We start from the raw sequence: 22755 nt of genomic DNA, 5'->3' as shown, positions 1-22755 counted from the left end.
ATATTGTGGAAGATCAAGCTTGAGCACGCAGCCGCTGGCGAGTGCAGCGAAACTTTGTGCTACGTCAATAGTTGTCCTTTTTGCTTCAGGCATTCGCTATCCGGCGTTGTAAATGCTTGTACCAGCGATTTCCAGCCCAAAGCGACGCAGCAATGTAGGGGATGCCTCCTAATACCCACATTAGCAACCCTGCCAGTTGTTGATCCTGAAGGTGTCGGGCTTCGCCATATAAAGGGCTACCGGCAAAGGTCAACAGTGCCCCCAAAAAGCCAGTGTGCATGAGTGTCAGCAGCAAGGCTAACAAGGCAAAAGGCGTTTTTCGCGGTGATGCGTAGAGGCACGCCCACCAAAACCAGACCGCGGTGACTAAAAAGCAAAGGTGTTCCAGTCCGTGAATCCACGGGTTGTCCAGCGCCAGCATATAGAACACAGGGATATGCCAGAACCAGATCACGAACCCATGTAAATAGGCGCAGACCATCGGGTATCGGGTGACTTTGAATAACCCGTCCCACAGCGGCTTGCCCCATTTAGCAAAAGCCACATAGAACTGCGCCAGCGGCTTGCTAAGCGCAAACATCGGTGCAATAACCACCATCAGCATCATGTGCTGGGTCATATGCAGCGCCGAACTGCGTGCTGCCCAATCGTCCAGTGGCCCCAATATGGTAAAAATCGTGACTATCAGGGTCGCCTGGAAGAGCCAGAACTGCCATCGCTTTACCGGCGTTCGTTTGGCACCACGCAGATAAAGCAGGCAAACTCCAATTAACGCACCAAGCGTCAATGCGCTCGCCAGGTATTGTTGCAGTTCACCGCCAAACATTATATCGCCTGAAGATGCAGCCTGAGCCGTCATCGCGAGACAAAGCAGCAGGATTAAACCGATTACACGCATGGCGGATAGATCACTCCCGGTAGTCCCACCACCAAGGTGGCAATGGCAGAGACCAGATACAGCGACGCGCTAAGACGAAGCATAAAACGCTGCTGCGTAGCTTGCTCACCGGTCTGGCGATGACAGGCCCAGGCCAGCCCGGCCAGAGGCAGCGCGACTACCACAGTAAGCAGCAATACAAACAGGTTAATCCAGGTCAAGGGACCAAGCGTGGGATCCTGCGGGAACAGCGCACAGGCGACTGACATTCCCCCGTAGAGCAGCACAAAGTAGCCAGCCCAGAGGGTCAGCCCGGCGACTAAATGAAACGGATGCGCGCTTACTCTCATGCTGACACTCCCCAGGCTAAGGGGAACAACAGGAAAGTTGCATAGCTACACCAGAAAATCGCGCAGGTATACCACCATAGTGGCTGCACCACTATAGGTTCATAGGGTAACGTTTTGCTGACATAGCCATAGCGGACTCGCCAGCTCTGCAACGCCGTTACCACAACGACCAACCCACTGTGAAATATCTGTATCGATAGCATCAGCAGCAGTACCGCATCATGCGCAGTCTGACGAAAATTAAGCTCCGCCTGTAGCGTACACCACAACAACACAGCCAGGTGGACCAGTGCCAGGCCAGCACTGAGCGCGAGCATGCCTTGTAACCCCTGGTCCTGGCCTGCCCGTAACTTTTTCGCCAGGCGTTGGTAACAGAGCATTCCGACGCTAAGTATAAGGCCTGACACTAATAGCCCGGGTAAGGAAATCGCTGAGGTCTCAGGCACAACCCAGTTTGGCGACACGGTCCATAAATAAAACCAGCCAAATAACAGTGAAAGATATAATGCAGCATCCGCCAGCAAGGTGATATTCATTCCCCAAAGTCCCGGCCCGTCGAGAGTTCTGGAGTTTAACGGCGGTTCGCCGCGCTGGTTTTCTTCCCTGCTGAGGGGGGCCATCACCGGGTGTCCGCCGTTTTCCCAACTCCAGCGCAACAGACTCAATGCAGCGAGCAGTGCCGCCAGTATCGCCCCCGGATATACCCTGATTAACAGGCAGACGCAGACCACCGCAAGGAAGGCGGCGCTTATCAGTGGCCACCAGGAGTTGGTTGGCAGGTGAATTACTTCTTTCAGTTTGCCGGTAATGGCGTCGGTGCCATAAATTTCGCGTCGCCCATGGTCAATGTCGTTGAGACCATACTGACCCTGAGCCATTTCGTCTGCCAGTTGTGGGTTTTGCCACAATGGATGACGACTATCAACGGTTGCAATACTGGCAAAGTTGTAAGGGGTCGGTGGCGTGCCCGTCGCCCACTCCAGTGAGTCCGCATTCCATGGGTTAAATGGCGCTTTACGGCCATAACGAAAATGCAGCACCACATCGAGCAGAATCATGCCGATTCCGGCGGCCATCACAAAGCCGCCCACCGACGACAGCAGATTCAGCCAGTCCCAGCCCAGTCCGCCCGAATAGCTATACACCCGACGTGGCATTCCAAGCAAGCCCGTCAGATGCATCAGCAGGAAGGTCGCATTGAAGCCGATAAAGGTTAACCAGAATGCCCAGCGACCCAGCCGTTCCGAGGGCATCCGACCCGACAGCTGCGGCAGCCAGTAATACAACCCGGCAATAAGCGGAAAGAACATCCCGCCGACCAGCACATAATGCAAGTGGGCGACCACAAAGTGGGTGTCATGCACCTGCCAGTTAAACGGAACTAACGCCAACATGACACCGGTTAAGCCGCCGCAAACAAAGACAATAAGAAACCCGAACACCCATAACATCGGCAAATTGTAGGTCACCCGACCCGCCCACAGTGTAGCCAGCCAGGCAAAAATTTGAATCGCGGTGGGGATTGCCACCAGCATGCTGGCCATGGAGAAGAATGCCTGAGCTAAGGCGGGAATGCCGATGGTGAACATATGATGGACCCACAACCCAAAGCTGATAAAGCCGGTCATAATAATCGCCAGCACAATCCAGCGATAACCAAGTAAGGGGCGCCCGGCAAATACCGGGATCAGAGTCGAAATAATCCCGGCCGCCGGGAGAAATATAATGTAAACCTCGGGGTGTCCGAACAGCCAGAACAGGTGTTGCCACAAGATCGGATCGCCACCAGCGCTGACATCAAAGAAAGGCATGCCTGCCGCGCGTTCCAGCTCGAGCATAATACTGGCCAGGATTAATGGTGGAAAACCGAACACAATCATCAACGCCATAGCGAGAATGTACCAGGCCATAATCGGCATTTTGCTCAGGCTCATTCCCGGTGCACGGGTGCGCAATATTGAAACGGTCAGTTCAACCCCGGCGGCCATCGCCGAGATTTCAACGAAAGTAATTCCCAGCAACCAAAAGTCCGAGCCCGGCCCGGATGAAAACTCAGAACTGCTCAAGGGGGTGTACATAAACCAGCCGGAATCCGGGGCAATCCCCAGTACCAGACTCGACATAATAATAAGGCCACCGAATAAATAGCAGTAATAGCCAAGCGAACTTATCCGCGGGAACACCAGATCCCGGGTCCCTATTAATTTGGGGATCAGATAAATCGCCATTCCCTCAAGGATCGGAATAGCGAACAAAAACATCATCACAGTGCCATGCATCGTAAAAACCTGGGCATACACGTCCGGGCTCAGTAGTTCCTGCGCTGGCAAGGCAAGCTGCGAGCGAATAAGCATGGCCAGGACGCCACCGACAATAAAGAAAGCGGCTCCGGTCAGCATAAAACGTCGCCCGATAGAGGTATGGTTCACCGCCGCCAATTGCCCCCACCCCGGGAGATTTCCCCACACCTTTTCGAACTGCTGATATTTACTCATTGACTCTCGTTCCTGCCTTCTGAATCGTCTGAAACCTGTTGTTGCCAGTTGCGGTAGGCTTCGGCGTCATGCGCATGAATAACAAACTTCATGAATGCGTGGCCGGTACCGCAATATTCCGCACACTGCCCCTGAAAACTACCAGTTTCGCTGGCCTGCAAACGCAGCTGATTAACCCGTCCCGGGATCGCATCCACTTTGCCGCCCAGGCGTGGGACCCAAAACGAATGAATGACATCCTCACTGCGGATCTGAAAATTGACTGGGGTGTCGACCGGAATATGAATTTCATCGATTAAGGTCACATCAAGATCCGGGTAATGCACTTGCCAATACCACTGCCGCGCTTCAATCTCAATTGACATGGCCCCGTCTGTGGCATGGGGAAGCATGCGGTGACCAACGGGGATCCCAAATACCAAGAGCACGCTAATGGCGATCGTCGGTAACGCCACACCACCCGCAATAACCCATCTGTTTTGTAACCCTTGGGCAACTGCATCGCTATCATGCTCGCCCGAGCGGCGCATCGCTCGCCACCACAAAAAATAGACGCCCAGCATAACGACCACAGAAAATGCCAGCATCCCCCACCACAGCCAGGCAACCTCCGCCGCGTGCGGACCCGCCGGATCGAGTGTTGAAAGCGGCCCACTGCACCCCGTCAGCATCAAACTGGCGAGCAGGCCGCTCTCTGCTACCCTTTTTCGCATATAGAATCCTTTTTTCTCAAGTAGATGAGCCTGCACAACAGGCTAACCTTAAACACGGGGTGAACACCGTTATGCCAACTGCCAAAATCGAAAGTCGTGCCGCATTGCGTGGTCATCCGATGCATCCAGTGCTGATCCATTTCCCTATTGCAGCCCTGGTGATGTTGCTGGGAAGCGATATTGCCTATGTCTGGACCGAGGATTATTTCTGGGCCCGGGCTGGTCTCTGGCTGGCGACTATTGGCACAGGTTTTGGTGCGCTTTCCGGCGTCGCAGGTGCGATTGATTTGTTCACCGTGGGCCCTATTCGGCGCCTGGTGACCGCCTGGGCTCACGGCATTCTCGCGGTGATGCTGCTCAGCCTGGCTGCCTTCAATCTGATGCTGCGCTGGGGCGACGATCCGGGTGCGCTGATTATGCCCTGGGGGCTTTACATCAGTGGCCTGACGGCCTTGCTTATCAACGCAACAGGCGTGCTTGGTGGCCACCTTGTCTATGAATACGGGGTTGGCGTCGATATCGACGAAGCCACCGGCCGCGACGTTAAACCCTGAGTTCCTGATTACAGCGTCCATGGAAACCACTCTGGTTCAACCGGCTTCGCCAATACGATCCAGACAATGGATAGCATCAACACACAAAACAGTGATAGCACCACCACAGAGCAGGCTTTTAAACCGCGAAACTGCTCTCGTTCCGCGCGGATAATTAACAGACCCAAGGCAGCCTGAAGCGCACACAGGAAGGTCACCAGTGTTAGCTTAACCAATAACCAAAAATGTACGCTTTGATTGATAAGAAAAACGGCAGACCCCGCACTAATACTCAGCACAGCCGCTGGCGTCGCAATATGGGTGAAGACAAAACGGGCAATGGAATCGACGGCAGAAGGCGTGCGTGCAAAGCCGTCGAGGTCACCCGACTGGCCAGCCCTCACCACTTGTATAAGGACCAGCGGAATATACACAGCAGCAGCGACCCAAATTAGCAGCGTCATAATATGAAGTGATAAAACCCAGAGCACCCAACCCCCTTGATCAGCTTCTCAGGCTAAGCCCGTCTGCTATATTGTCGTTGTTATCCCCTTCAGCTTTGCAGAAAGTTTTGCCTTTTCAAGTTTTTGCCCTCTGAATGGGTCTCGGGCATCTTGTCATACCAGTTGCAAAACCGCATACTGTGACCTTTATTCACTCGCATATCGACTACGGGACGCGTTGCCATGGCATCATCCAATTATCTTTTAGCGCTTTATGAAAAATGTCAGAAATTTCCAGCCGGCAAGCGCGTCTTTTCGGCCATGTTTGCGCGCAAAGCACCTTACTTTCGCTCTATCAAACCTTATATTAGTGAATTGCAGCCTAACTTCTGTCGCCTGCATATTAAAAAGCGCAAAGCAGTGCAAAACCATATTGGTACCGTACATGCCATCGCCTTATGCAATGGCCTTGAGATGGCCATGGGCGCGGTTGCAGAAGCCAGTATACCCAAGCATTTGCGCTGGATTCCGAAAGGGATGCAGGTGAATTACACGGCTAAAGCGAACTCTGATATTCGTATCGAAGCACACACCGCAGAGGATGCGTGGCAAGCTGGCGACCTCGATGTCGATGTAATTGGCTACCGGGCTGACGGCCAGGCAGTCATTCGGGGGACTATTACTATCTATATTTCTGAGAAGCCCGCGCGTTAACTAGCGTCGGGGTTAGCACGGCGGCGTCGCTTGTCCTGGTACATAGCGGCGTCCGCGTGACTTAAGGTGACATCGGCGTCGTGCATGTCGCCAGGCTGCCATTCGATTACCCCAATACTTGGCCCGCGGTAAAATAAATCAGCCTCCGGTAATTCGAAATTGCCGCTGGTCGCCTCCCGAATGCGTTTTACCAGTTGCGCACTCACAACGCTGAAATCGTCATCCGGGCTACCCAAACCAACGAACACAAATTCATCGCCGCCGTAGCGAGCGACCAGATCGTGCCCGCGTAAGACCCCAACCAGACGTTCCGTGAAACGCTGCAAAAAGATATCGCCAGCATCGTGGCCGTAGTCGTCGTTCAGTTGTTTAAAGCCGTCCAAGTCAATAAACGCAATATACAACGGCGTTTCGAGTCGCTCGGCCTCGCTCATTTTGTCGTCCAGCGCTTCAATCAGATAACGACGGTTTGGCAGCCCTGTTAACACATCATGCAATGCATGCTGCTGAAGCACCTGGTTTGCCGCTTCCAGGCGCGCATGATCATCTAATTTCGCCGCCAGCAACGACAACGAATTTACTGCACTATTCAATAAATACAGACTATCTCCGCAGTCTGCTATATCGGCTTGCAGGAAAATTAAAATCAGCGCTTCAACCTGTGAGCCTGAGCATATCACCAGCGCCTGGGTCTGCTCTTCCGCATCTGCCCATAGCATCGGCTGTTCCTGCTGTTTAATAATCAACTGCAGGGCTCCCTGATCACCTTCCAGCACTTGCTGGGCGAGAAGCTGGCTATGATCGTTGGCGTCTGAAAGATTATCCAGCGCGTCGCCACTGACACGAAAGGCATCCACCTTAGACCAGGCGGTGTCCTGCTCAAGCAACTGACTGACCTCGCGTACAGCAACCCGCAGTGAGGATGCAGCAAGACAGGCACTGGTGATACGGCTGGCCAGGTCGACCTTGTTCAAACGTTGTTCAGCGACAGTCGCCCGTTTCTCAGCTTGCAGGGTACGGCTGTGGCGTTCAAGGTTCAGCGCTATCAGTTCAGAGCACAAGTGCAACAGTTCGACCACACTTTCATCGACATGGACATCAACAGAGCTGGCCCCACACAACGTCCCAAACAATTCGCGGTCTACCCGGTGCACCGGAACACTGGCGTAAGTTTGTATGCCCAGTTCCTGAGCCGCCTTAACGTTACCCCAGCAGCCGGGAACGTCATTGGTAACATAGCGCCCTTCTTCAAGTGCGCGCTTACAAAGTGTGTCTTTCCACGGAACGCTCAAGCCCTCGCCGATGACCATTGCCGAATCATTATCGGCAAATAATACCCGTTGTTCTTCGGCGTTCTTGTCGATAAATGTCAGATAGACTGAAGGCAACCCACTAACCCGCTTAATCAGTGCTAATAACGGACGCACCACACTCTCAAAGTCATCGCCATGTGCGAGGGTGCGGGCCAGTTGTCGTAAATCGTTGTCCATTAAAAGTCACCTTTGCTGTTGCCTTCTTTCTTATAGCAGCATAGGGTATCCAAATGAGCAAGCTTTACCACCCATGAATGCTGATTATGGCCGTATTATCCCTCTTTCCGACACCACCTCATTGCAAACCTTTTGTCAGCCCGCACCCGATTAGCGGCGCGCAATTGAAAATTGGCTTGCTCAACCTGATGCCAAACAAAGCCGAAACCGAAGTGCAATGGCTGCGGTTGTTGCAGCAGGCAAACAGCCCCTTGCCGCTGCATATTTCGCTATTAAAATTCACCAATTGGCAGCCGCAAAATACCAGCGCACTGTATATGGCGCAGTATTACCAGACTGTCGAAGCAATGCTGGCCGCTCGCCAGTTAGATGCACTAATCATCACCGGCGCACCGTTAGGACAAGTTGATTACAATCAGGTCGGTTACTGGGCCGATTTCACCCACTTAACCTGTGATCTGCATCTGCGCGGTATCCCCAGCTTTTATTCGTGCTGGGCAGCCAATGCTGCTCTTCATCATCTGCATAAGATTGCTACCCTGCGTAGTGCCGACAAATTGAGCGGGCTGTTCCCGCAGCGGGTCGAAGCCCACTCACTCACCCGCTCGCTGGCTGACCCAGTGCGGCTGCCACAGTCCCGTTACTCGAGGCCGGACACCAGCCTGCCCATGCCCGCCTTAAAAACACTGCTCAGCGCCGAAGAAACGGGCCCCACCCTGTTTATCGACGAGCGTCGGCTGGATGTTTTTCTACTCGGTCATGTCGAATACGAGGCCGACACCCTGGCCAGGGAATATCAGCGCGATCAGCAAAAAGGCATGACGGTTGCCATGCCTGAAGGGTATTTCGTTAATAATGACCCCAGCCAATTGCCGCAGGCCGACTGGCTGCAAGCCGGCGCGCACCTGTTGGGAAACTGGTTGAGTATGCTTGGCCAGCGACTCAGACCTGAGTTAATGCCTGCTCAACGTCCGCTATAATATCGTCGATGTGTTCAATTCCCACTGAAAGCCGTACCAGATCCTCACTGACGCCTGCCCGGGCAAGTTCATCAGGCCCAAGTTGACGATGAGTAGTACTAGCGGGGTGGCAGGCAAGTGATTTCGCATCACCAATATTGACCAGACGCAGAATCATCTGCAAGGCATCAATAAACCGGGCACCCGCTTCGCGCCCGCCTTCCACACCAAAGGTTAGAATACCGGACCCCTGCCCCTGGCAATAGCGCTGAGCCAGACTATGGTAACGATTATCGGGCAATCCTGCATAGTTGACCCAGCTCACCTTCGGGTGAGCCTGCAAGTAGCCTGCTAACGCCAATGCATTTTGACAATGACGTTCCATGCGCAAGGCCAGAGTTTCCAGTCCCTGCATAATATTAAACGCACTTTGCGCCGCCAATGCCGCCCCGGTATTGCGCAACGGAACGACCCGGGCGCGCCCGATAAATGCGGCGTCACCCAGCGCCTCGGTATAGACCACGCCGTGGTAGGAAGGATCGGGTTCATTCAATTGGGGAAAGCGTTGTGGGTGAGCTGCCCAGTCAAAACGGCCACCGTCGACAATCGCTCCACCGACCGTGGTGCCATGACCGCCGATATACTTGGTCAGTGAATGAATAACAATGTCAGCACCATGCTCAAATGGCCGGCAAAGCACCGGAGTCGGTACCGTATTGTCAACCACCAGAGGTACGCCATGGGCATGCGCTATATCTGCCAGCCGCTGCAAATCAACGATATTACCCGCCGGGTTGCCGAGCGACTCACAGAACAGCAGCTTGGTGCGTTCGTCGATCAACGTCTCAAGACCAGCATAGTCATCATGGCTGGCGAAACGCACATCGATTCCCTGCTGTGGTAACGAATGCGCAAACAGGTTGTAGGTGCCACCATACAGTTGACTGATGCTCACAATATTGTCGCCCGCGCGGGCCAGGGTCTGAATGGTATAGGTAATAGCCGCCATCCCGGAGCCCAGCGCGAGTGCCGCGATGCCGCCTTCAATCGCGGCAAGCCGCTCCTCAAGGACTGCATTCGTTGGGTTCATAATGCGCGAGTAAATGTTGCCTTCGACCTTAAGATCAAATAAATCCGCGCCATGCTGAGTATTGTCAAAGGTAAATGAAGTGCTTTGGTAAATTGGTACAGCTGCCGCACGCTGCGGTGCCTCAGGTCGATAACCATGGTGTAAAGCGAGTGATTCAAGGCGCATAAAATTCTCTCCATATTTTGTTTTTACCTATATAAGCATCTAGACGTCTAAATGTCCAAATAAATTTAATATCCGCAAAACAAGTAGTTACTGGCTGACTAATTGTTGGTTATTCTCGCTAAAACTTGGTTAGCTATGTAGTCGCCTTACTCCCAACAAACTTTCATACCTATTTGTTTTATAAGAGAAAAATTTAAGTTTCCGCGCTGGCATAAGGTTTGCTCTAGTTGTTAATAAGTCAACAACAACCGATTATCAGGAGCCTCCCATGCGAGCTTATCCACTACCAACCCTATTACTGGCGCTTTGCCTGCCACTTCTCAGCGCCTGTCAGAATTCTGATGCGTCGACCGCATCCGCCCTCGACAGCGAACAGCAGGCACCCGCACTACCCGTCGAAACCCATGAGGTAGACCGCGCCACCCTGTATGCCCGTTTTTCAACCACGGGGGTACTTGAAGCCCGCGAAGAAGCTGATGTGGTTGCACGGGTAAATGGTGTGATTGAGGAGATTCTGGTTGAAGAAGGTGACTTTGTAGAACGTGGTCAGGTCCTGGCGACGCTGGAAAGCGAACGCTTTGAACAGGCTCGCCTGCAGGCTGCAGCAGAGCTACGTGGGGTGGAGCAGGAATTAGTACGATTGCAGCAAATGGCGCAGCAGCAGTTGGCCAGTGCCGATGCGGTAGAACGTTTGCAGGCCAATCGGGATACGCTGAAAGCGCGCCTGCGGCTGACCGAGATTGATCTCGAATCTGCTACCATCCGCGCGCCCATTAGTGGCTACATCGCAAGCCGATATGCGAAAACAGGTAATTTGATTCAACAGCATGAACGTCACAGCCTGTTCAATATTATTGATTTAGATCTGCTCGAAACCACCTTGCATGTACCTGAACGCGACCTGGCTAAGGTCCGTAATGGCCAGCGGGTTGAACTTCAGCTTCAGGGTATCGCGGACACTGTGACTGGCGAAGTCGCCCGGATCAGCCCAGCGGTGGACAGTGTCGCCGGAACATTCCGCGTTACGGTGCAAATTCATAACCCTGAACACCAGTTAAAGAGCGGTATGTTCGCACGTGCGCAAATCAACTATGCGCAGCACGACGATACATTGCGCATCCCACATTACGCTCTGCTACGTCTCGACAGTCAAAGCTACGTCTATGTCATTGAAGACGGCCTTGCTAAACGTCGTCAGGTAACCCCAGGTTTACGTGACGGCGAATGGGTCGAAATTACGGATGGTCTCGCCGCTGGCAGCCAGGTGGTAATAACCGGCCAAACCAACTTAACTGACAACAGCCGTATCGTGAGTGTAAATCTATGAGCCTGGTATCCATCGCAGTGAAGCGACCTGTCACTATCGCTATGTTTACGGTTGCGGTAGTGCTTTTCGGAATGGTTAGTCTGTCCCGGCTTGCGGTGACTTTATTACCCGATTTAAGTTACCCGACCCTGACCGTACGCACTGACTACCCTGGCGCCGCACCCGCCGAAATTGAACAGTTAATCAACCGTCCTATTGAAGAAAGTCTCGGCACCGTTCGTGGCATCAGTGACATAACGTCCATCGCCCGCGCTGGCCAGTCGGACGTCGTTCTGCAGTTTGCCTGGGGCACTGACATGGATATGGCAGGTCTTGATGTGCGCGAGAAACTGGACATGGTGCAGTTGCCACTGGATGCCCCCAGCCCCATTATTCTGCGCCTTAATCCGGCCATGGACCCGATCATGCGACTGGCCTTATCCTTACCCCCAGAACAGCAGGAGAACGCCTCCAACGAGCAACTTCGCGCGTTACGCACCTTCGCTGACGATGATCTCAAACGCTTGCTCGAATCTACTCCAGGCGTGGCGTCAGTGCGTTTTGGTGGTGGTCTCGAGGATGAAATTCAGGTCCAGGTTGACCAGGCCGCCATGGCCCGTCTGGATATCGATATGAATACGCTGGTTCGCCGCTTACGCGAAGAAAACCTGAATCAGGCTGGTGGACGGGTCGAAACTGAACGCTATGACTATCTGGTACGGACACTTAATCAGTTCCGTAGTCTGGAAGAAATTGAATCGCTCTACATCGCATCACGCAACGGCCGTCTGGTCCAGCTCAAAGATATCGCCAATGTCAGCGCAGGGGCCAAAGATCGCACCTCGATCACTCGGCTGAACGGAGTCGAATCGGTTGAAGTATCACTCTACAAAGAAGGCGACGCCAATACCGTAGCGGTAGCAAGTTCTGTGCGTCAGCGTCTCGACCTGATCAATCAGGAGTTACCCCGTGGTTACCAGCTCACGCTGGTGAGCGATCAGTCGACATTCATTGAAAGCGCAGTCAGCGAAGTGAAGAATAATGCCCTGATTGGCGGCCTTCTGGCAATGCTGGTTATCTACTTTTTCCTGCAACGACTATGGCCGACTATAATTGTCTCGCTAGCTGTTCCGGTGTCGGTTATTGCCGCTTTTATGCTCATGCATGCAGCCAGTGTCAGTCTCAATATTATGTCACTCGGCGGAATAGCACTGGCGGTTGGACTTCTGGTCGACAATGCCATTGTGGTACTTGAAAATATTGCCCGCCGCCGCGAAGCCGGCGACAGTGTCGAGCAGGCCGCTGAGCAAGGCACCCGCGAAGTAAGCGCCGCGATTACTGCCTCTACACTAACCACCCTGGCTGTCTTTGTGCCGCTAATTTTTGTTGTCGGTCTTGCTGGCCAGTTGTTCCGTGATCAGGCGTTAACGGTTACATTTGCCCTTGCCGCTTCATTATTGGTAGCCCTCACACTTATTCCCATGCTCGCATCACGTCAGCCAGGCAGTGCCGGGACCGCTGGCTTCTCAGACCCTGCTGCAGTGAGACGGCCACGGGGCTGGCGCTGGCTACCTTATCTGTTGCTGACCCTGCCATGGCGACTATTTAGCTTCTGGTTGCCAGTTTACGCCATTGCAGCGCTGCGTTTTATCGGTCGCGGCATAACAGCCCTGAGCCAGGCATTGGTCAAGCCTCTGTTAGCAGCTTTCAATTACCTGTTTAACGCTTGCAGTGGCCGCTACCAATCAATTCTACGTTCGAGTCTAAACCGACCAAAGTCTGTTGCCGCCTTAGTTGTACTGGTTGCTGGCCTTTGCCTGGCATTAACGCCAAAACTGGGTAGTGAGCTGATGCCCGACATGGCTCAACATGAATTCTATTTTGATATCGAGCTTCCTCACGGTAGCCATATCAGCCAAACAGATGCGGTGCTGACCAGTTTGCAAGAGCAACTGACAGATCCCGCTATCGCCTACAGCTATAGCATTGCCGGGATCGGCAGCCTGCTGAACCCTGATGCAAGTCAGGGTGGCGACTATTGGGGTCGTCTGCAAGTGGTCCTGCAACCTGACGCCGCGGCTGATGCACAGCAGCATATTCAGCAGCAACTGCGCGAGGCGCTACAACGCCACCCCGGAGTCAGCGGACGCATTGCACAACCTGAACTCTTTAGTATTGAACAGCCGCTGGTGATCGAATTGTCCGGTTACGACCTGTCACAACTGGCACAAGCCAGCGACCAGGTGCGCAAGGCACTCAGTAGCCATGCTCAGTTCAGTGATATTCAAACCACCCTGCGCCCGGGACAGCCCGAACTGGAAGTCCACTTTGACCATGCCCGACTCAGTCAGGTTGGATTAACGGCTGCCGAGGTCGCCGAGTTGCTGGCATTGCAGGTCGGTGGCCGGGTTGCTACGCAGTACAACCTCGATGACCGTCAGATTGATATTCGGGTGCGGCTGGCCGAACAGGACAGAACCAGCCTCGAAGCTATCGAAAACTTAATTATTAACCCCGGTGCTGAGCGTGAATTACCCCTGCGCGCGGTGGCCGATATTACCCAAAGCACAGGGCCGGGCGAAATTACCCGGGTTGCGCAGCAACGCGTTGCCCTGGTCAGCGCTAGCCTGAGCAGTGGAGATTTAGGCCAGGCCAGTGAGCGCATTCAACAGATACTGAGCGAGCTGACCCTACCTGCTGGTGTTGACGCTCGTTTAGGCGGACAGAGTGAAAGTCAGCAACAGGCTTACAAATCCCTGATGCTGGCCTTGGCTCTGGCCGTGTTTCTGGTGTATCTGGTCATGGCTTCTCAGTTTGAAAGTTTTGCTCACCCCCTGTTAATCATGTTCAGTGTACCTTTAGCCGCGGCAGGCTCCGTGCTGGGCTTATGGCTCACCGGCACCTACCTGAGTGTGGTGGTCTTTATTGGCTTGATCATGTTGGCCGGCATTGTGGTTAACAACGCCATCGTCCTGGTGGATCGGATTAATCAGTTACGTGCTCAGGGGGTCGCCCGGCTGGCCGCCATTCAGCAAGCGGGTGAACAACGCTTACGCCCTATTATGATGACCACCTTAACCACCATTCTGGGTTTGTTACCGCTCGCACTCGGTGCCGGTGAGGGGGCGGAAATGCGCAGTCCCATGGCTGTTACTGTTATTTTCGGGTTGCTCTTCGCCAGCATCCTGACCCTGGTTTTTATTCCTGTGCTCTATGCAATTTTTGACCGCAAGTCATTTTCTACCGGGGAGCAATACGATGTCATCCACTAACTCAGCGTCAGCAGTCTTAACCCGTTGGGCGCTGCGTCGCCCGGTCACCGTTTGCATGTTGTTTTTCAGCATGCTGGTGCTCGGAATGCTGGCAACCCGGCTGCTGCCATTGGAAAAATTCCCTGGTGTCGATATTCCGCAGATTATGATTCAGGTGCCCTACCCGGACGCCTCCCCGGCGGAAGTTGAACGACTCATTACCCGCCCCCTCGAAGAAGCCCTGGCTGGCATGAGCGGTATTGTCGAAATGCGCTCCTTTTCGCGCGAAAATGGCACCGATATTGTGCTCGACTTTCGTTGGGACGAAAATATCAATGCCCGAAATATTGAAGTCCGGGAGCAGATAGACAGTGTGCGCCACCTTTTACCAGCTGACGTCGAGCGCGTGTTTGTATTTCAGTTCAGCACCGACGACATGCCGGTGTTTCAGCTCCGCATCAGCAGCGAGATCGACCTGCAGTACGCCTGGGATCTGCTCGAACGAACACTGAAGCGACCCATGGAGCGAGTTGCTGGGGTCTCCCGGGTTGAGCTCTATGGTGTCGACAAACGGGATATCGTTATCCGCCTGCGCCGGGACGAGATGGCGGCACTGAACGTGGATCCCGCGTTATTGCGTCAGCGCCTGCAACAAGCCAATTTCACCCTTACCGCTGGCTATCTTGACGACGGTCAGCAGCGGATACTGGTCAATCCGGTTGGCCAGTTCGAGTCCCTCGACGACATTCGGGCACTGCAGTTAACCCCTCAGTTGCGCCTGAGCGATGTCGCCGATGTCGACTACGAGTTACCCCGTCGTCGCGATGGCCGCCATTTTAATCAGTCCTATGCAATTGGCATGAACGTGTACAAGGAATCGACCGCGAATCTGGTGGACGTGTCTGCACGCGCTCTGGAAGTTGTTGAAGCCGCGCGCCAGCACCCCGAGTTTGCCAACATTGATCTGATGCTGATGGATGACACCGCCGCGAGCGTTAAATCATCACTAAATGATTTGCTCTGGGCCGGATTGCTCGGCGCTTTGTTGTCAATTATCGTCCTCTACGCCTATCTGCGCCATGCCATTACCACCCTGATTGTTGTGGTCTCTGTGCCGGTCGCCATCTTCCTAACCCTCGCCGCCATGTACTTGCTCGGCTACAGCCTGAATATCCTGTCGATGATGGGACTGATGCTGGCGGTTGGTATGCTGGTCGACAACGCAGTGGTGGTCACTGAAAGTATTCAGCAGGAAGGTGACGCTGAGCGTGGCATCAGCAAAGTTGCGCTGGCCGTGATTGCGGGCACCCTGACCACTGCTATTGTTTTTTTACCCACCGTATTCGGTGCCAAAATAGAAATTACCGTCCTTCTTGAACATGTTGCAGTGGCCATTTGCATATCATTGCTGGCATCACTTCTGGTTTCACAGACATTAATTCCGTTACTAATTAGTCGCCTTCCTTCGCGACTGATGCAGGAAAAACCCCGTAAAGCCCGGGTCAAGGCATTCTATTTGTCCACCTTGCGCTGGAGTCAGCGTCATCCAAGAGTGACCAGCCTCGCGATGCTGCTGGTGCTACTTGCCAGCCTGTTTCCTTTCAGCCAGACCAGTAGTGACCAGGCAGACGTCGCCTACAATGACCGCCTTATTCTCAACTACCATCTCAACGGGCAGTACCGGCTTGACGAAATCCGCCAGGAAGTTGCGCGCATGGAGGCCTATCTATACGAGAATAAGGAGGCATTTGAAATCGACCATGTTTATTCCTACTTTGCGACCAGCCACGCGTTTTCGATGCTGTTACTCAATCCCGAGCGAAGTCAGTCAGTGGCTGAGATCCAGAATCGGGTACGCGAAAACTGGCCGCTCTTGGTCCGCAGCGAACCACAGTTTGGCTGGCAGAGTAGCAATCAGGGAGTCCGTGTCACCCTGACCGGCGCGTCGACCTCAACACTGCAAACGCTGGCGGATGAGCTGATTCCTTTGCTGGCCGCTATCGAGGGGCTTACCGACGTGCGCTCCGAGGCTGAAAGTACCCAGCAGGAACTGCAAATCAGGTTACAAGCCTCGCAGTTACACCGCCTGGGACTCACCAGCCAGGAGGTGGCTGCCATTTTAAGCACAGCACTGAGAGGCGATCAGTTGCGCTCGTTTCGTCACGACCCCAGCGGTGAACTGCGTATCCGCCTCACCTATGACCGCGAACTTGAGACCTCTCTGAGCGCTATTCGCGAACTGGTGGTGCATCAATACCAAGGGCAGCCAATTACCCTGCAACAGGTCGCCGACATCGAACTGCAACCCAGACTTACCGACATCCGACGGGTGAACCGGGAAACTGCAGTTCGCATTGGTGCCAACCTCAATGAGATGACTATGCAGGAGGCGAGTGTTGCGTTAACAGAGGTGCTGGAACAGGTACACCTGCCAGATGGCTATCGCTGGAGTCTGGACGGTGGATTTCGTAATTTCGAAGAAACCAGCAGTGTTATGCAGGTCAATATGTTACTCGCGCTATGCCTGATTTATCTGGTGATGGCTGCCTTGTTTGAATCCTTGCTACTGCCCAACGCGGTTATTGGCTCATTATTGCTGGCTATGGCGGGAGTATTCTGGGGACTATGGATAACCTCGACGTCCCTCGACATGATGGTCATGATCGGCATGCTGATATTAATGGGTGTGGTGGTTAACAACGGTATTGTACTGGTCGACAGGATCAATCAGCTCTATCCTGAATTAGCACTGGAAGATGCGATTATTGCCGCAGCAGACCAACGAGTGCGGCCAATCATGATGACGGTCAGTACCACAGTGTTAGGGTTACTGCCGCTGGCTCTGGGCACCACCCAAATCGGTGGCGACGGACCACCCTACGCACCGATGGCCATCGCAATTATCAGTGGCTTACTGTTTTCGACCTTCACCAGTCTGTACTTCGTGCCACACGCCTATCATCGACTCTTAGTCTGGCGCGCGCACTGGATTAATGTAGTCCGATACAGCGCTAGCCCAATGCGAGCACGGGCTTCGGCCAAAGGCTGATATGCCGGTCGGTTTGCTGTATACTATGCCGCCTTTATCGGGATCATCCTTTCGCTTACGCGAACGAAAAACGGGGAAGATAAGCATTTATGCAGCAAGTAGTTAACATCCAACCGCCACAATTTCTGCCGCGCAAATTTAAGGTGTATCAGCATCGCCAGCTCGACAAGATCGAGGCATTGCAGCACATTCCAAAAGATATGCTGTTTGAAATGAAAGTGGTTGCCAACGTATTGCCCTTTCGGGTTAACGAATACGTGTTCAATGAACTGATTGACTGGGATAAAGTTCCAAATGACCCAGTCTTTCAGCTGGTTTTTCCGCAGCGTGAAATGATCGACCCTAGCGCTTACGACCGCATGGCGGATCTTATGAAACAGGGTGGCAGCACGCAGGAAATTTTTGAACTGGCGGAACAGTTGCGCGCGGAAATGAATCCGCACCCGGCGGGTCAGGTTGAAATGAACGTGCCGACCATCGACGGCGAGCCTTTGCGCGGTATGCAGCACAAATACCGTGAAACGGTACTCTTCTTCCCATCTCAGGGGCAGTACTGTCATTCCTACTGCACCTTTTGCTTCCGCTGGGCGCAATTTGTCGGCAAATCAATGCGGATGAATTCAAATGACGCCGAGTCGTTGCACAATTACCTGGCTGCCCACGGCGAAGTCACTGACCTGCTGATGACTGGCGGCGACCCTATGGTGATGCGGACTAAAAAGTTACGTGAATACCTTGAACCACTCACTGAGTCACGCTTTGATCATGTGCAGACGGTCCGCATCGGTAGTAAATCGCTGACATTCTGGCCATACCGGTTTGTTACCGACCCCGATGCAGAAGAACTGCTGGCACTGCTTGAGAAATTGGTAAAAGCTGGCAAGCATGTCTCATTCATGGCGCATTTTAATCACCCGCAGGAAATGGGAACTGAAATCTGCCATGAAGCCATTCGTCGTCTGCGTGCAACCGGTGTGCAAATTCGTTGCCAGGCGCCACTGCTCAATAACCTGAATAACGACCCGGATGCCTGGGCGCAGATGTGGCAGGAACAGGTTCGCCTGGGTATGGTTCCTTATTACATGTTTATTGAACGTGACACTGGCGCTAAGCGCTATTTTGAAGTGCCTTTGTATCGCACCTGGGAAATTTTCCGTGATGCGTATAAACAGGTTTCAGGCCTTGCCCGCACTGTACGAGGCCCATCCATGTCGGCAGGCCCCGGCAAAGTGGAAATTCAGGGTGTGAGTGAAATTCACGGCGAAAAAGTCTTCGTCCTGCGTTTTATTCAGGCGCGCAATCCGGACTGGGTCCAACGCCCGTTCTTTGCTAAGTTCGATGAAACTGCGACCTGGCTTAACGATCTGAAACCAGCATTCGGCGAAGAGAAGTTTTTCTGGCAGGACGAGTACAATTCGATGCAGGGCTAGCCTGCTCATTTAGCAAGGTAACCCTACAAAAATGCCGCACTCCAATGGAGCGCGGCATTTTTTATGCTTCATTTGCAAATCGTTATGACTAAGAGGCTACTTGCTGAAGGCCTGTCTGATACGCTCAAGATCATCCGGTGTGTCGATCCCGGCTGGTGGCTCAATGATCGCCTGGGCCACATGAATACGTTCGCCGTACCAAAGCACCCGCAATTGCTCCAGTGACTCAAGTTTCTCGACCGGGCTTGCGTCCCATTCCGCATAGCGATGAATAAAACCAGCACGATAGGCGTAAATACCAATATGGCGCAGATAATGGTCCGCTAACTCAATGTTAGAGTCCGGCTTCGCCATAAATTGCTCGCGATCATAAGGAATCGGCGCGCGGCTAAAATACAGCGCATAACCACTACCATCGAGGACTACCTTGACCGTATTCGGGTTAAACACATCTTCCACCGACTCCATCGGTACCGCCAGTGTCGCCATCGGCGCATTACGCTGCGACGCCAGGTTTTCGGCCACCTGTCGAATAATCTCAGGCGGGATCTGGGGCTCATCGCCCTGCACGTTGACCACCACTTCGTCATCGGCCAGCGCCAGCAATTCAATCACTTCAGCCAGTCTTTCGGTCCCTGAGCGATGCTCGGTGGAGGTCATCATAGCGTGACCACCGAAACCTTTTACCGCCTCTTTAATCCGTTTGTCATCAGTGGCGACCACCACTTCAGCGGCACCACTTTCCAGCGCCCGCTCATAGACATGTTGGATCATCGGCTTGCCTGCTATCTCAGCCAGCGGCTTGCCAGGTAACCTGGACGAGTCGTAACGTGCCGGGATAACTACGGTAAAACTCATAAACTATCTACCTTTTTCATTTCTTCGCTGTTCAGTGAACGCGCCGCGTCGGCAAGCAAGGCTGGGATCCCTTCGTTTACCGGGTACGCCAGTTGCTCGCCACGACACACCAGCTCCGTTTTCTCTGCATTCCACACCAGTTTGCCTTTACAGGATGGGCAGGCAAGAATAGCCAGTAGATTCGCATTAATGGTCATTGTTAAGGCCTCGTATCTGTTGAATAAGCGCAGCATTAAAAGATTCAGGCAATTGCGCAGCCACTTTCAGATAATACCAATGCGGTCGGGCAAAACTACGGCATTTCACCGCGTCCTTTTCCGTCATAACCACCGGATATAGGTTACTGACGTTGAAGAAGTCACTGGCACTAAAATGATGGTGATCATCAAACACCCGCGTTTCCATGATGTCCAGCCCTTCGCCACTGAGCAAATTAAAAAAGCGCTTTGGATTACCAATGCCTGCCACAGCAACCACTGATTCGCCATCCGGGGTTTCTATTTCACTGCCATCTGTGACCCGTCGCCAGCCCTGCGCGGCAATTTGCATGGCGACTGGCGGCTTATGTTTAGCCAGCTTAGGCAACACTTTAGCCGCATGGTCAGTGTCCTTTGCTCCGTTAATCAGTACATGGTCGGCTCGTTTCAGCCGTCGCCAGCCTTCGCGCAAAGGTCCGCATGGCATTCGCCATCCATTCCCCAGGCCGCGTGCCGCGTCAACCACAGCAAGCTCAATATCCCGACCAAGACGATAATGTTGTAAACCGTCATCACTTAAAACGATATCGACATCATTTTGCTCGGTTAATATCTTTACCGCCTCGGCACGTTTTGGCGCCACCACGACCGGCACGCCGGTAACAACCGCCATCATATAAGGTTCATCACCCACCTGTGCCGGATTCGAGTCAGCGTTAACCTGCTGCGGGAAAGGTCCTTCGCCGCGATACCCACGGGACACGATGCCAGGCTTGAAACCATTCGCCTGTAGTAGTTCCACCAGGGCCATCGTCAGCGGCGTCTTGCCTGTCCCCCCGACGCTGATATTGCCAATCACAATCACTGGCACGTCGGCCCGGTACGTCTTTCTGAGACGCAAACGGAACAGCAAACGACGTAATCCACTTACTACAATAAAAAACCAGGTTAGCGGGATACACCACCACAACCACGGACTTAAATGTCGCTTATACCAAAGCCGGTTTACCTTCTCACTCACTCCAAACCACCAAACTGCATATTGTGAAGTTGAGCGTAGGCGCCGCCCTGACTCACAAGATCATCATGGGTACCACGTTCGATCACCCGGCCATGTTCCATCACTAGTATTTCGTCCGCATTCTCGATAGTCGACAGGCGATGCGCAATCACCAGCGAGGTTCTGTTTTGCTGCAAATTGTCCAGCGCCTGTTGGATATGACGTTCTGATTCGGTATCCAACGCCGAGGTTGCCTCATCCAGAATAAGTACTGGCGCATCCCGTAATAACGCCCGGGCAATGGCAATACGCTGCCGTTGTCCACCGGACAACATGACACCATTCTCACCCGCCATGGTATCCAGCCCGTTCGGCAGGCTATCGGTAAATTCGTTGACATAGGCCAGGCGCACGGCTTCTTCGATACGCTCTTTACTGACATTACCAGCAGCCCCGTAGGCAATGTTATTGGCAATGGTATCGTTAAACAGAGTAACGCTTTGCGACACCACGGCGAACTGGCGACGCAGTGATTTTAAGGTGTACTCGCGGATATCATGGCCGTCCAGTTCAATACTGCCTGTCTCATAGTCATAAAAGCGTGTCAGCAATGAAGATATGGTCGACTTACCGCTGCCGGATCGCCCTACCAAAGCCACGCTATGACCAGCTTTGACTGAAAAACTGACATTCTTAAGTGCTGGCTCTTCGGTATCAGGGTAGCTAAAGGTGACGTCTTTGAAATGGATCTCACCCTGGGCACGGTCCAATACCCGCTTGCCAGTGTCGACTTCTTTTTTCTGATCGAGCACCGCAAAAATACTCGCTGCAGCCGCCAGACCACGCTGGAAATCGGCATTCACATTGGTCAGCTGTTTAAGCGGACGCAGCAACATGATCATAGCGGTCAGCAAGGCGGTAAATGCACCCGGCGTGAGGTCATCCAGCATGGTGGGTAAGCTGGCGATAACAAGAACCATCGACAGGCTCAGCGATGCAATCAGCTGAATAACAGAGGTACTGATAGCACGGGTGCTGACCAACTTCATGTTCTGCTGACGGGTGACGTTATTTATCTCATCGAAACGCTCAGCTTCACGCTTCTGCCCTTCGAACATCACCACTACCTGATGCCCATTGATCATCTGTTCGGCGGTGGTGGTTACGTTACCCATCGCGGTCTGAATACGGCTACTCACCTGACGGAAACGACGTGAAACCACAGACACGACTTTGCCAATTAACGGCCCAATCAAGAGGAATACAATCGACAACTGCCAGCTGTGGTAGGCCATCAGGCCTAGCAGACCGATGACGAAGGCTCCGTCACGTATTAGCGTCAATAACGCTTTGCTGCATGCTTCAGCCAACTGCTGGGTGTCATAGGTAATCTTTGAAATCAGTTCGCCGGTCGAGACCTTATCGTGATAAGAAACCGGCACCCGCATCAGATGTTCAAACAGCTGTTGCCGCATAACCGTCACAATACGAAAGCCGACATAACTTAAAAAATAAGTCGAAATAAAGTTAAAGAAGCCCCGCAGCAGGAACACGAAAGGCACAAATAACGCACCATAGAGAAGAATGGTCGGGTCACTCTGACCAAGCCCATCGTCTATCAGGGTTTCAATGTGATAAAAGAAAAATGTATCGACGCCAGCATACCCAATCATTCCGATAACTGCTGCTGCAAAAGCCAGTCTGTACGGCTTTAGGTATTTTACTAAGCGACGGAATGTTTGTTGTCGAACTGCTTTTTTTGAATCCATGCATTTGCCATATATAAAAAAAGACTGCGGCATTTTACCTGAAAGGTAGGCCATGTGACCAGCGCC

At 53.1% G+C, this 22755-nt stretch carries 18 protein-coding genes; 7 read left to right on the top strand and 11 right to left on the bottom strand.

Translation table 11 applies throughout. The features are described 5' to 3' along the window. Positions 1-85: 85 nt before the first annotated feature. From CWE14_RS08405 to coxB, 4 genes are read right to left on the bottom strand one after another with little or no spacing between them, the layout of a single operon-like run. Positions 86-898 (bottom strand): cytochrome c oxidase assembly protein, encoded by an 813-nt coding sequence (locus CWE14_RS08405; protein ID WP_241972358.1) that lies wholly within the window; start codon positions 896-898, stop codon positions 86-88. After that, positions 889-1227 carry a hypothetical protein gene (locus CWE14_RS08400; protein ID WP_126798961.1) on the bottom strand — a complete coding sequence of 113 codons (339 nt, stop codon included), beginning with the start codon at positions 1225-1227 and terminating at the stop codon, positions 889-891. Before CWE14_RS08400 ends, CWE14_RS08405 begins: the two co-directional genes overlap by 10 nt. Further along, positions 1224-3722, bottom strand: a complete 2499-nt coding sequence (ctaD, locus tag CWE14_RS08395; RefSeq protein WP_126798960.1) for a cytochrome c oxidase subunit I — start codon at positions 3720-3722, stop codon at positions 1224-1226. The genes CWE14_RS08400 and ctaD overlap by 4 nt, the downstream gene beginning before the upstream one ends. Beyond that, positions 3719-4435 carry a cytochrome c oxidase subunit II gene (gene coxB, locus CWE14_RS08390; RefSeq protein ID WP_126798959.1) on the bottom strand — a complete coding sequence of 239 codons (717 nt, stop codon included), beginning with the start codon at positions 4433-4435 and terminating at the stop codon, positions 3719-3721. Before coxB ends, ctaD begins: the two co-directional genes overlap by 4 nt. 71 nt (positions 4436-4506) lie before the next feature. Between coxB and CWE14_RS08385 the strand changes: the two genes are divergently transcribed. Further along, entirely contained in the window at positions 4507-4989 is a 483-nt protein-coding gene (locus CWE14_RS08385) for a DUF2231 domain-containing protein (RefSeq protein WP_126798958.1), read from the top strand. Between the two features lie 8 nt (positions 4990-4997). On the opposite strand, the gene CWE14_RS08380 is transcribed toward CWE14_RS08385, so the two are convergent. Further along, complete coding sequence (locus CWE14_RS08380; protein WP_126798957.1) at positions 4998-5459, bottom strand: CopD family protein; 462 nt, start codon at positions 5457-5459, stop codon at positions 4998-5000. A 195-nt stretch (positions 5460-5654) separates the two neighbouring features. Here CWE14_RS08380 and CWE14_RS08375 point away from each other — a divergent pair, with 195 nt between their 5' ends. Further along, complete coding sequence (locus tag CWE14_RS08375; protein WP_126798956.1) at positions 5655-6125, top strand: hotdog fold domain-containing protein; 471 nt, start codon at positions 5655-5657, stop codon at positions 6123-6125. Here CWE14_RS08375 and CWE14_RS08370 read toward each other — a convergent pair. Next, positions 6122-7615, bottom strand: coding sequence for a sensor domain-containing diguanylate cyclase (locus CWE14_RS08370; RefSeq protein WP_126798955.1), 1494 nt, complete (start codon positions 7613-7615; stop codon positions 6122-6124). The two genes, CWE14_RS08375 and CWE14_RS08370, sit on opposite strands and share 4 nt — an antisense overlap. Positions 7616-7701: 86 nt before the next feature. On the opposite strand from CWE14_RS08370, the gene CWE14_RS08365 reads away from it, so the two are divergent. Further along, positions 7702-8595, top strand: a complete 894-nt coding sequence (locus CWE14_RS08365) for a homoserine O-acetyltransferase/O-succinyltransferase family protein (RefSeq protein ID WP_157981802.1) — start codon at positions 7702-7704, stop codon at positions 8593-8595. On the opposite strand, the gene CWE14_RS08360 is transcribed toward CWE14_RS08365, so the two are convergent. Beyond that, positions 8558-9829, bottom strand: coding sequence for an O-acetylhomoserine aminocarboxypropyltransferase/cysteine synthase family protein (locus tag CWE14_RS08360; protein WP_126798953.1), 1272 nt, complete (start codon positions 9827-9829; stop codon positions 8558-8560). The two genes, CWE14_RS08365 and CWE14_RS08360, sit on opposite strands and share 38 nt — an antisense overlap. 268 nt (positions 9830-10097) lie before the next feature. Here CWE14_RS08360 and CWE14_RS08355 point away from each other — a divergent pair, with 268 nt between their 5' ends. From CWE14_RS08355 to CWE14_RS08340, 4 genes are all read left to right on the top strand, one after another. Next, positions 10098-11156, top strand: coding sequence for an efflux RND transporter periplasmic adaptor subunit (locus CWE14_RS08355; RefSeq protein WP_126798952.1), 1059 nt, complete (start codon positions 10098-10100; stop codon positions 11154-11156). After that, positions 11153-14407, top strand: a complete 3255-nt coding sequence (locus CWE14_RS08350; RefSeq protein WP_126798951.1) for an efflux RND transporter permease subunit — start codon at positions 11153-11155, stop codon at positions 14405-14407. The genes CWE14_RS08355 and CWE14_RS08350 overlap by 4 nt, the downstream gene beginning before the upstream one ends. After that, positions 14394-17435, top strand: a complete 3042-nt coding sequence (locus CWE14_RS08345) for an efflux RND transporter permease subunit (RefSeq protein ID WP_126798950.1) — start codon at positions 14394-14396, stop codon at positions 17433-17435. The genes CWE14_RS08350 and CWE14_RS08345 overlap by 14 nt, the downstream gene beginning before the upstream one ends. An 89-nt stretch (positions 17436-17524) precedes the next feature. Continuing rightward, on the top strand, positions 17525-18865 hold the full coding sequence (locus CWE14_RS08340) for a KamA family radical SAM protein (protein WP_126798949.1): 1341 nt from the start codon (positions 17525-17527) through the stop codon (positions 18863-18865). Between the two features lie 96 nt (positions 18866-18961). On the opposite strand, the gene kdsB is transcribed toward CWE14_RS08340, so the two are convergent. From kdsB to msbA, 4 genes are read right to left on the bottom strand one after another with little or no spacing between them, the layout of a single operon-like run. Next, entirely contained in the window at positions 18962-19723 is a 762-nt protein-coding gene (gene kdsB / locus CWE14_RS08335) for a 3-deoxy-manno-octulosonate cytidylyltransferase (protein WP_126798948.1), read from the bottom strand. Beyond that, complete coding sequence (locus CWE14_RS08330; RefSeq protein ID WP_126787578.1) at positions 19720-19920, bottom strand: Trm112 family protein; 201 nt, start codon at positions 19918-19920, stop codon at positions 19720-19722. The genes kdsB and CWE14_RS08330 overlap by 4 nt, the downstream gene beginning before the upstream one ends. Then, positions 19910-20941: a tetraacyldisaccharide 4'-kinase gene (lpxK, locus tag CWE14_RS08325; protein ID WP_126798947.1), complete on the bottom strand. Its 1032-nt coding sequence runs from the start codon at positions 20939-20941 to the stop codon at positions 19910-19912. Before lpxK ends, CWE14_RS08330 begins: the two co-directional genes overlap by 11 nt. After that, entirely contained in the window at positions 20938-22689 is a 1752-nt protein-coding gene (gene msbA, locus CWE14_RS08320) for a lipid A export permease/ATP-binding protein MsbA (RefSeq protein ID WP_126798946.1), read from the bottom strand. Before msbA ends, lpxK begins: the two co-directional genes overlap by 4 nt. Positions 22690-22755: the final 66 nt, after the last annotated feature.

Origin of the sequence: Aliidiomarina soli (assembly GCF_003986975.1) — a bacterium.
GTDB lineage: Bacteria > Pseudomonadota > Gammaproteobacteria > Enterobacterales > Alteromonadaceae > Aliidiomarina > Aliidiomarina soli.
The sequence above is the reverse complement of the archived record's forward strand: the minus strand, read 5'-3'. Positions and strand labels throughout refer to the sequence as shown.

Coding starts and splice junctions, on each gene's coding strand:
- CWE14_RS08405 (WP_241972358.1), bottom strand. CDS start 898: ATGCGTGTAATCGGTTTAATCCTGCTGCTTTGTCTCGCGATGACGGCT.
- CWE14_RS08370 (WP_126798955.1), bottom strand. CDS start 7,615: ATGGACAACGATTTACGACAACTGGCCCGCACCCTCGCACATGGCGAT.
- CWE14_RS08400 (WP_126798961.1), bottom strand. CDS start 1,227: ATGAGAGTAAGCGCGCATCCGTTTCATTTAGTCGCCGGGCTGACCCTC.
- CWE14_RS08340 (WP_126798949.1), top strand. CDS start 17,525: ATGCAGCAAGTAGTTAACATCCAACCGCCACAATTTCTGCCGCGCAAA.
- CWE14_RS08365 (WP_157981802.1), top strand. CDS start 7,702: ATGGCCGTATTATCCCTCTTTCCGACACCACCTCATTGCAAACCTTTT.
- CWE14_RS08330 (WP_126787578.1), bottom strand. CDS start 19,920: ATGACCATTAATGCGAATCTACTGGCTATTCTTGCCTGCCCATCCTGT.
- msbA (WP_126798946.1), bottom strand. CDS start 22,689: ATGGATTCAAAAAAAGCAGTTCGACAACAAACATTCCGTCGCTTAGTA.
- CWE14_RS08345 (WP_126798950.1), top strand. CDS start 14,394: ATGTCATCCACTAACTCAGCGTCAGCAGTCTTAACCCGTTGGGCGCTG.
- CWE14_RS08375 (WP_126798956.1), top strand. CDS start 5,655: ATGGCATCATCCAATTATCTTTTAGCGCTTTATGAAAAATGTCAGAAA.
- CWE14_RS08385 (WP_126798958.1), top strand. CDS start 4,507: ATGCCAACTGCCAAAATCGAAAGTCGTGCCGCATTGCGTGGTCATCCG.
- coxB (WP_126798959.1), bottom strand. CDS start 4,435: ATGCGAAAAAGGGTAGCAGAGAGCGGCCTGCTCGCCAGTTTGATGCTG.
- kdsB (WP_126798948.1), bottom strand. CDS start 19,723: ATGAGTTTTACCGTAGTTATCCCGGCACGTTACGACTCGTCCAGGTTA.
- ctaD (WP_126798960.1), bottom strand. CDS start 3,722: ATGAGTAAATATCAGCAGTTCGAAAAGGTGTGGGGAAATCTCCCGGGG.
- CWE14_RS08360 (WP_126798953.1), bottom strand. CDS start 9,829: ATGCGCCTTGAATCACTCGCTTTACACCATGGTTATCGACCTGAGGCA.
- CWE14_RS08355 (WP_126798952.1), top strand. CDS start 10,098: ATGCGAGCTTATCCACTACCAACCCTATTACTGGCGCTTTGCCTGCCA.
- CWE14_RS08350 (WP_126798951.1), top strand. CDS start 11,153: ATGAGCCTGGTATCCATCGCAGTGAAGCGACCTGTCACTATCGCTATG.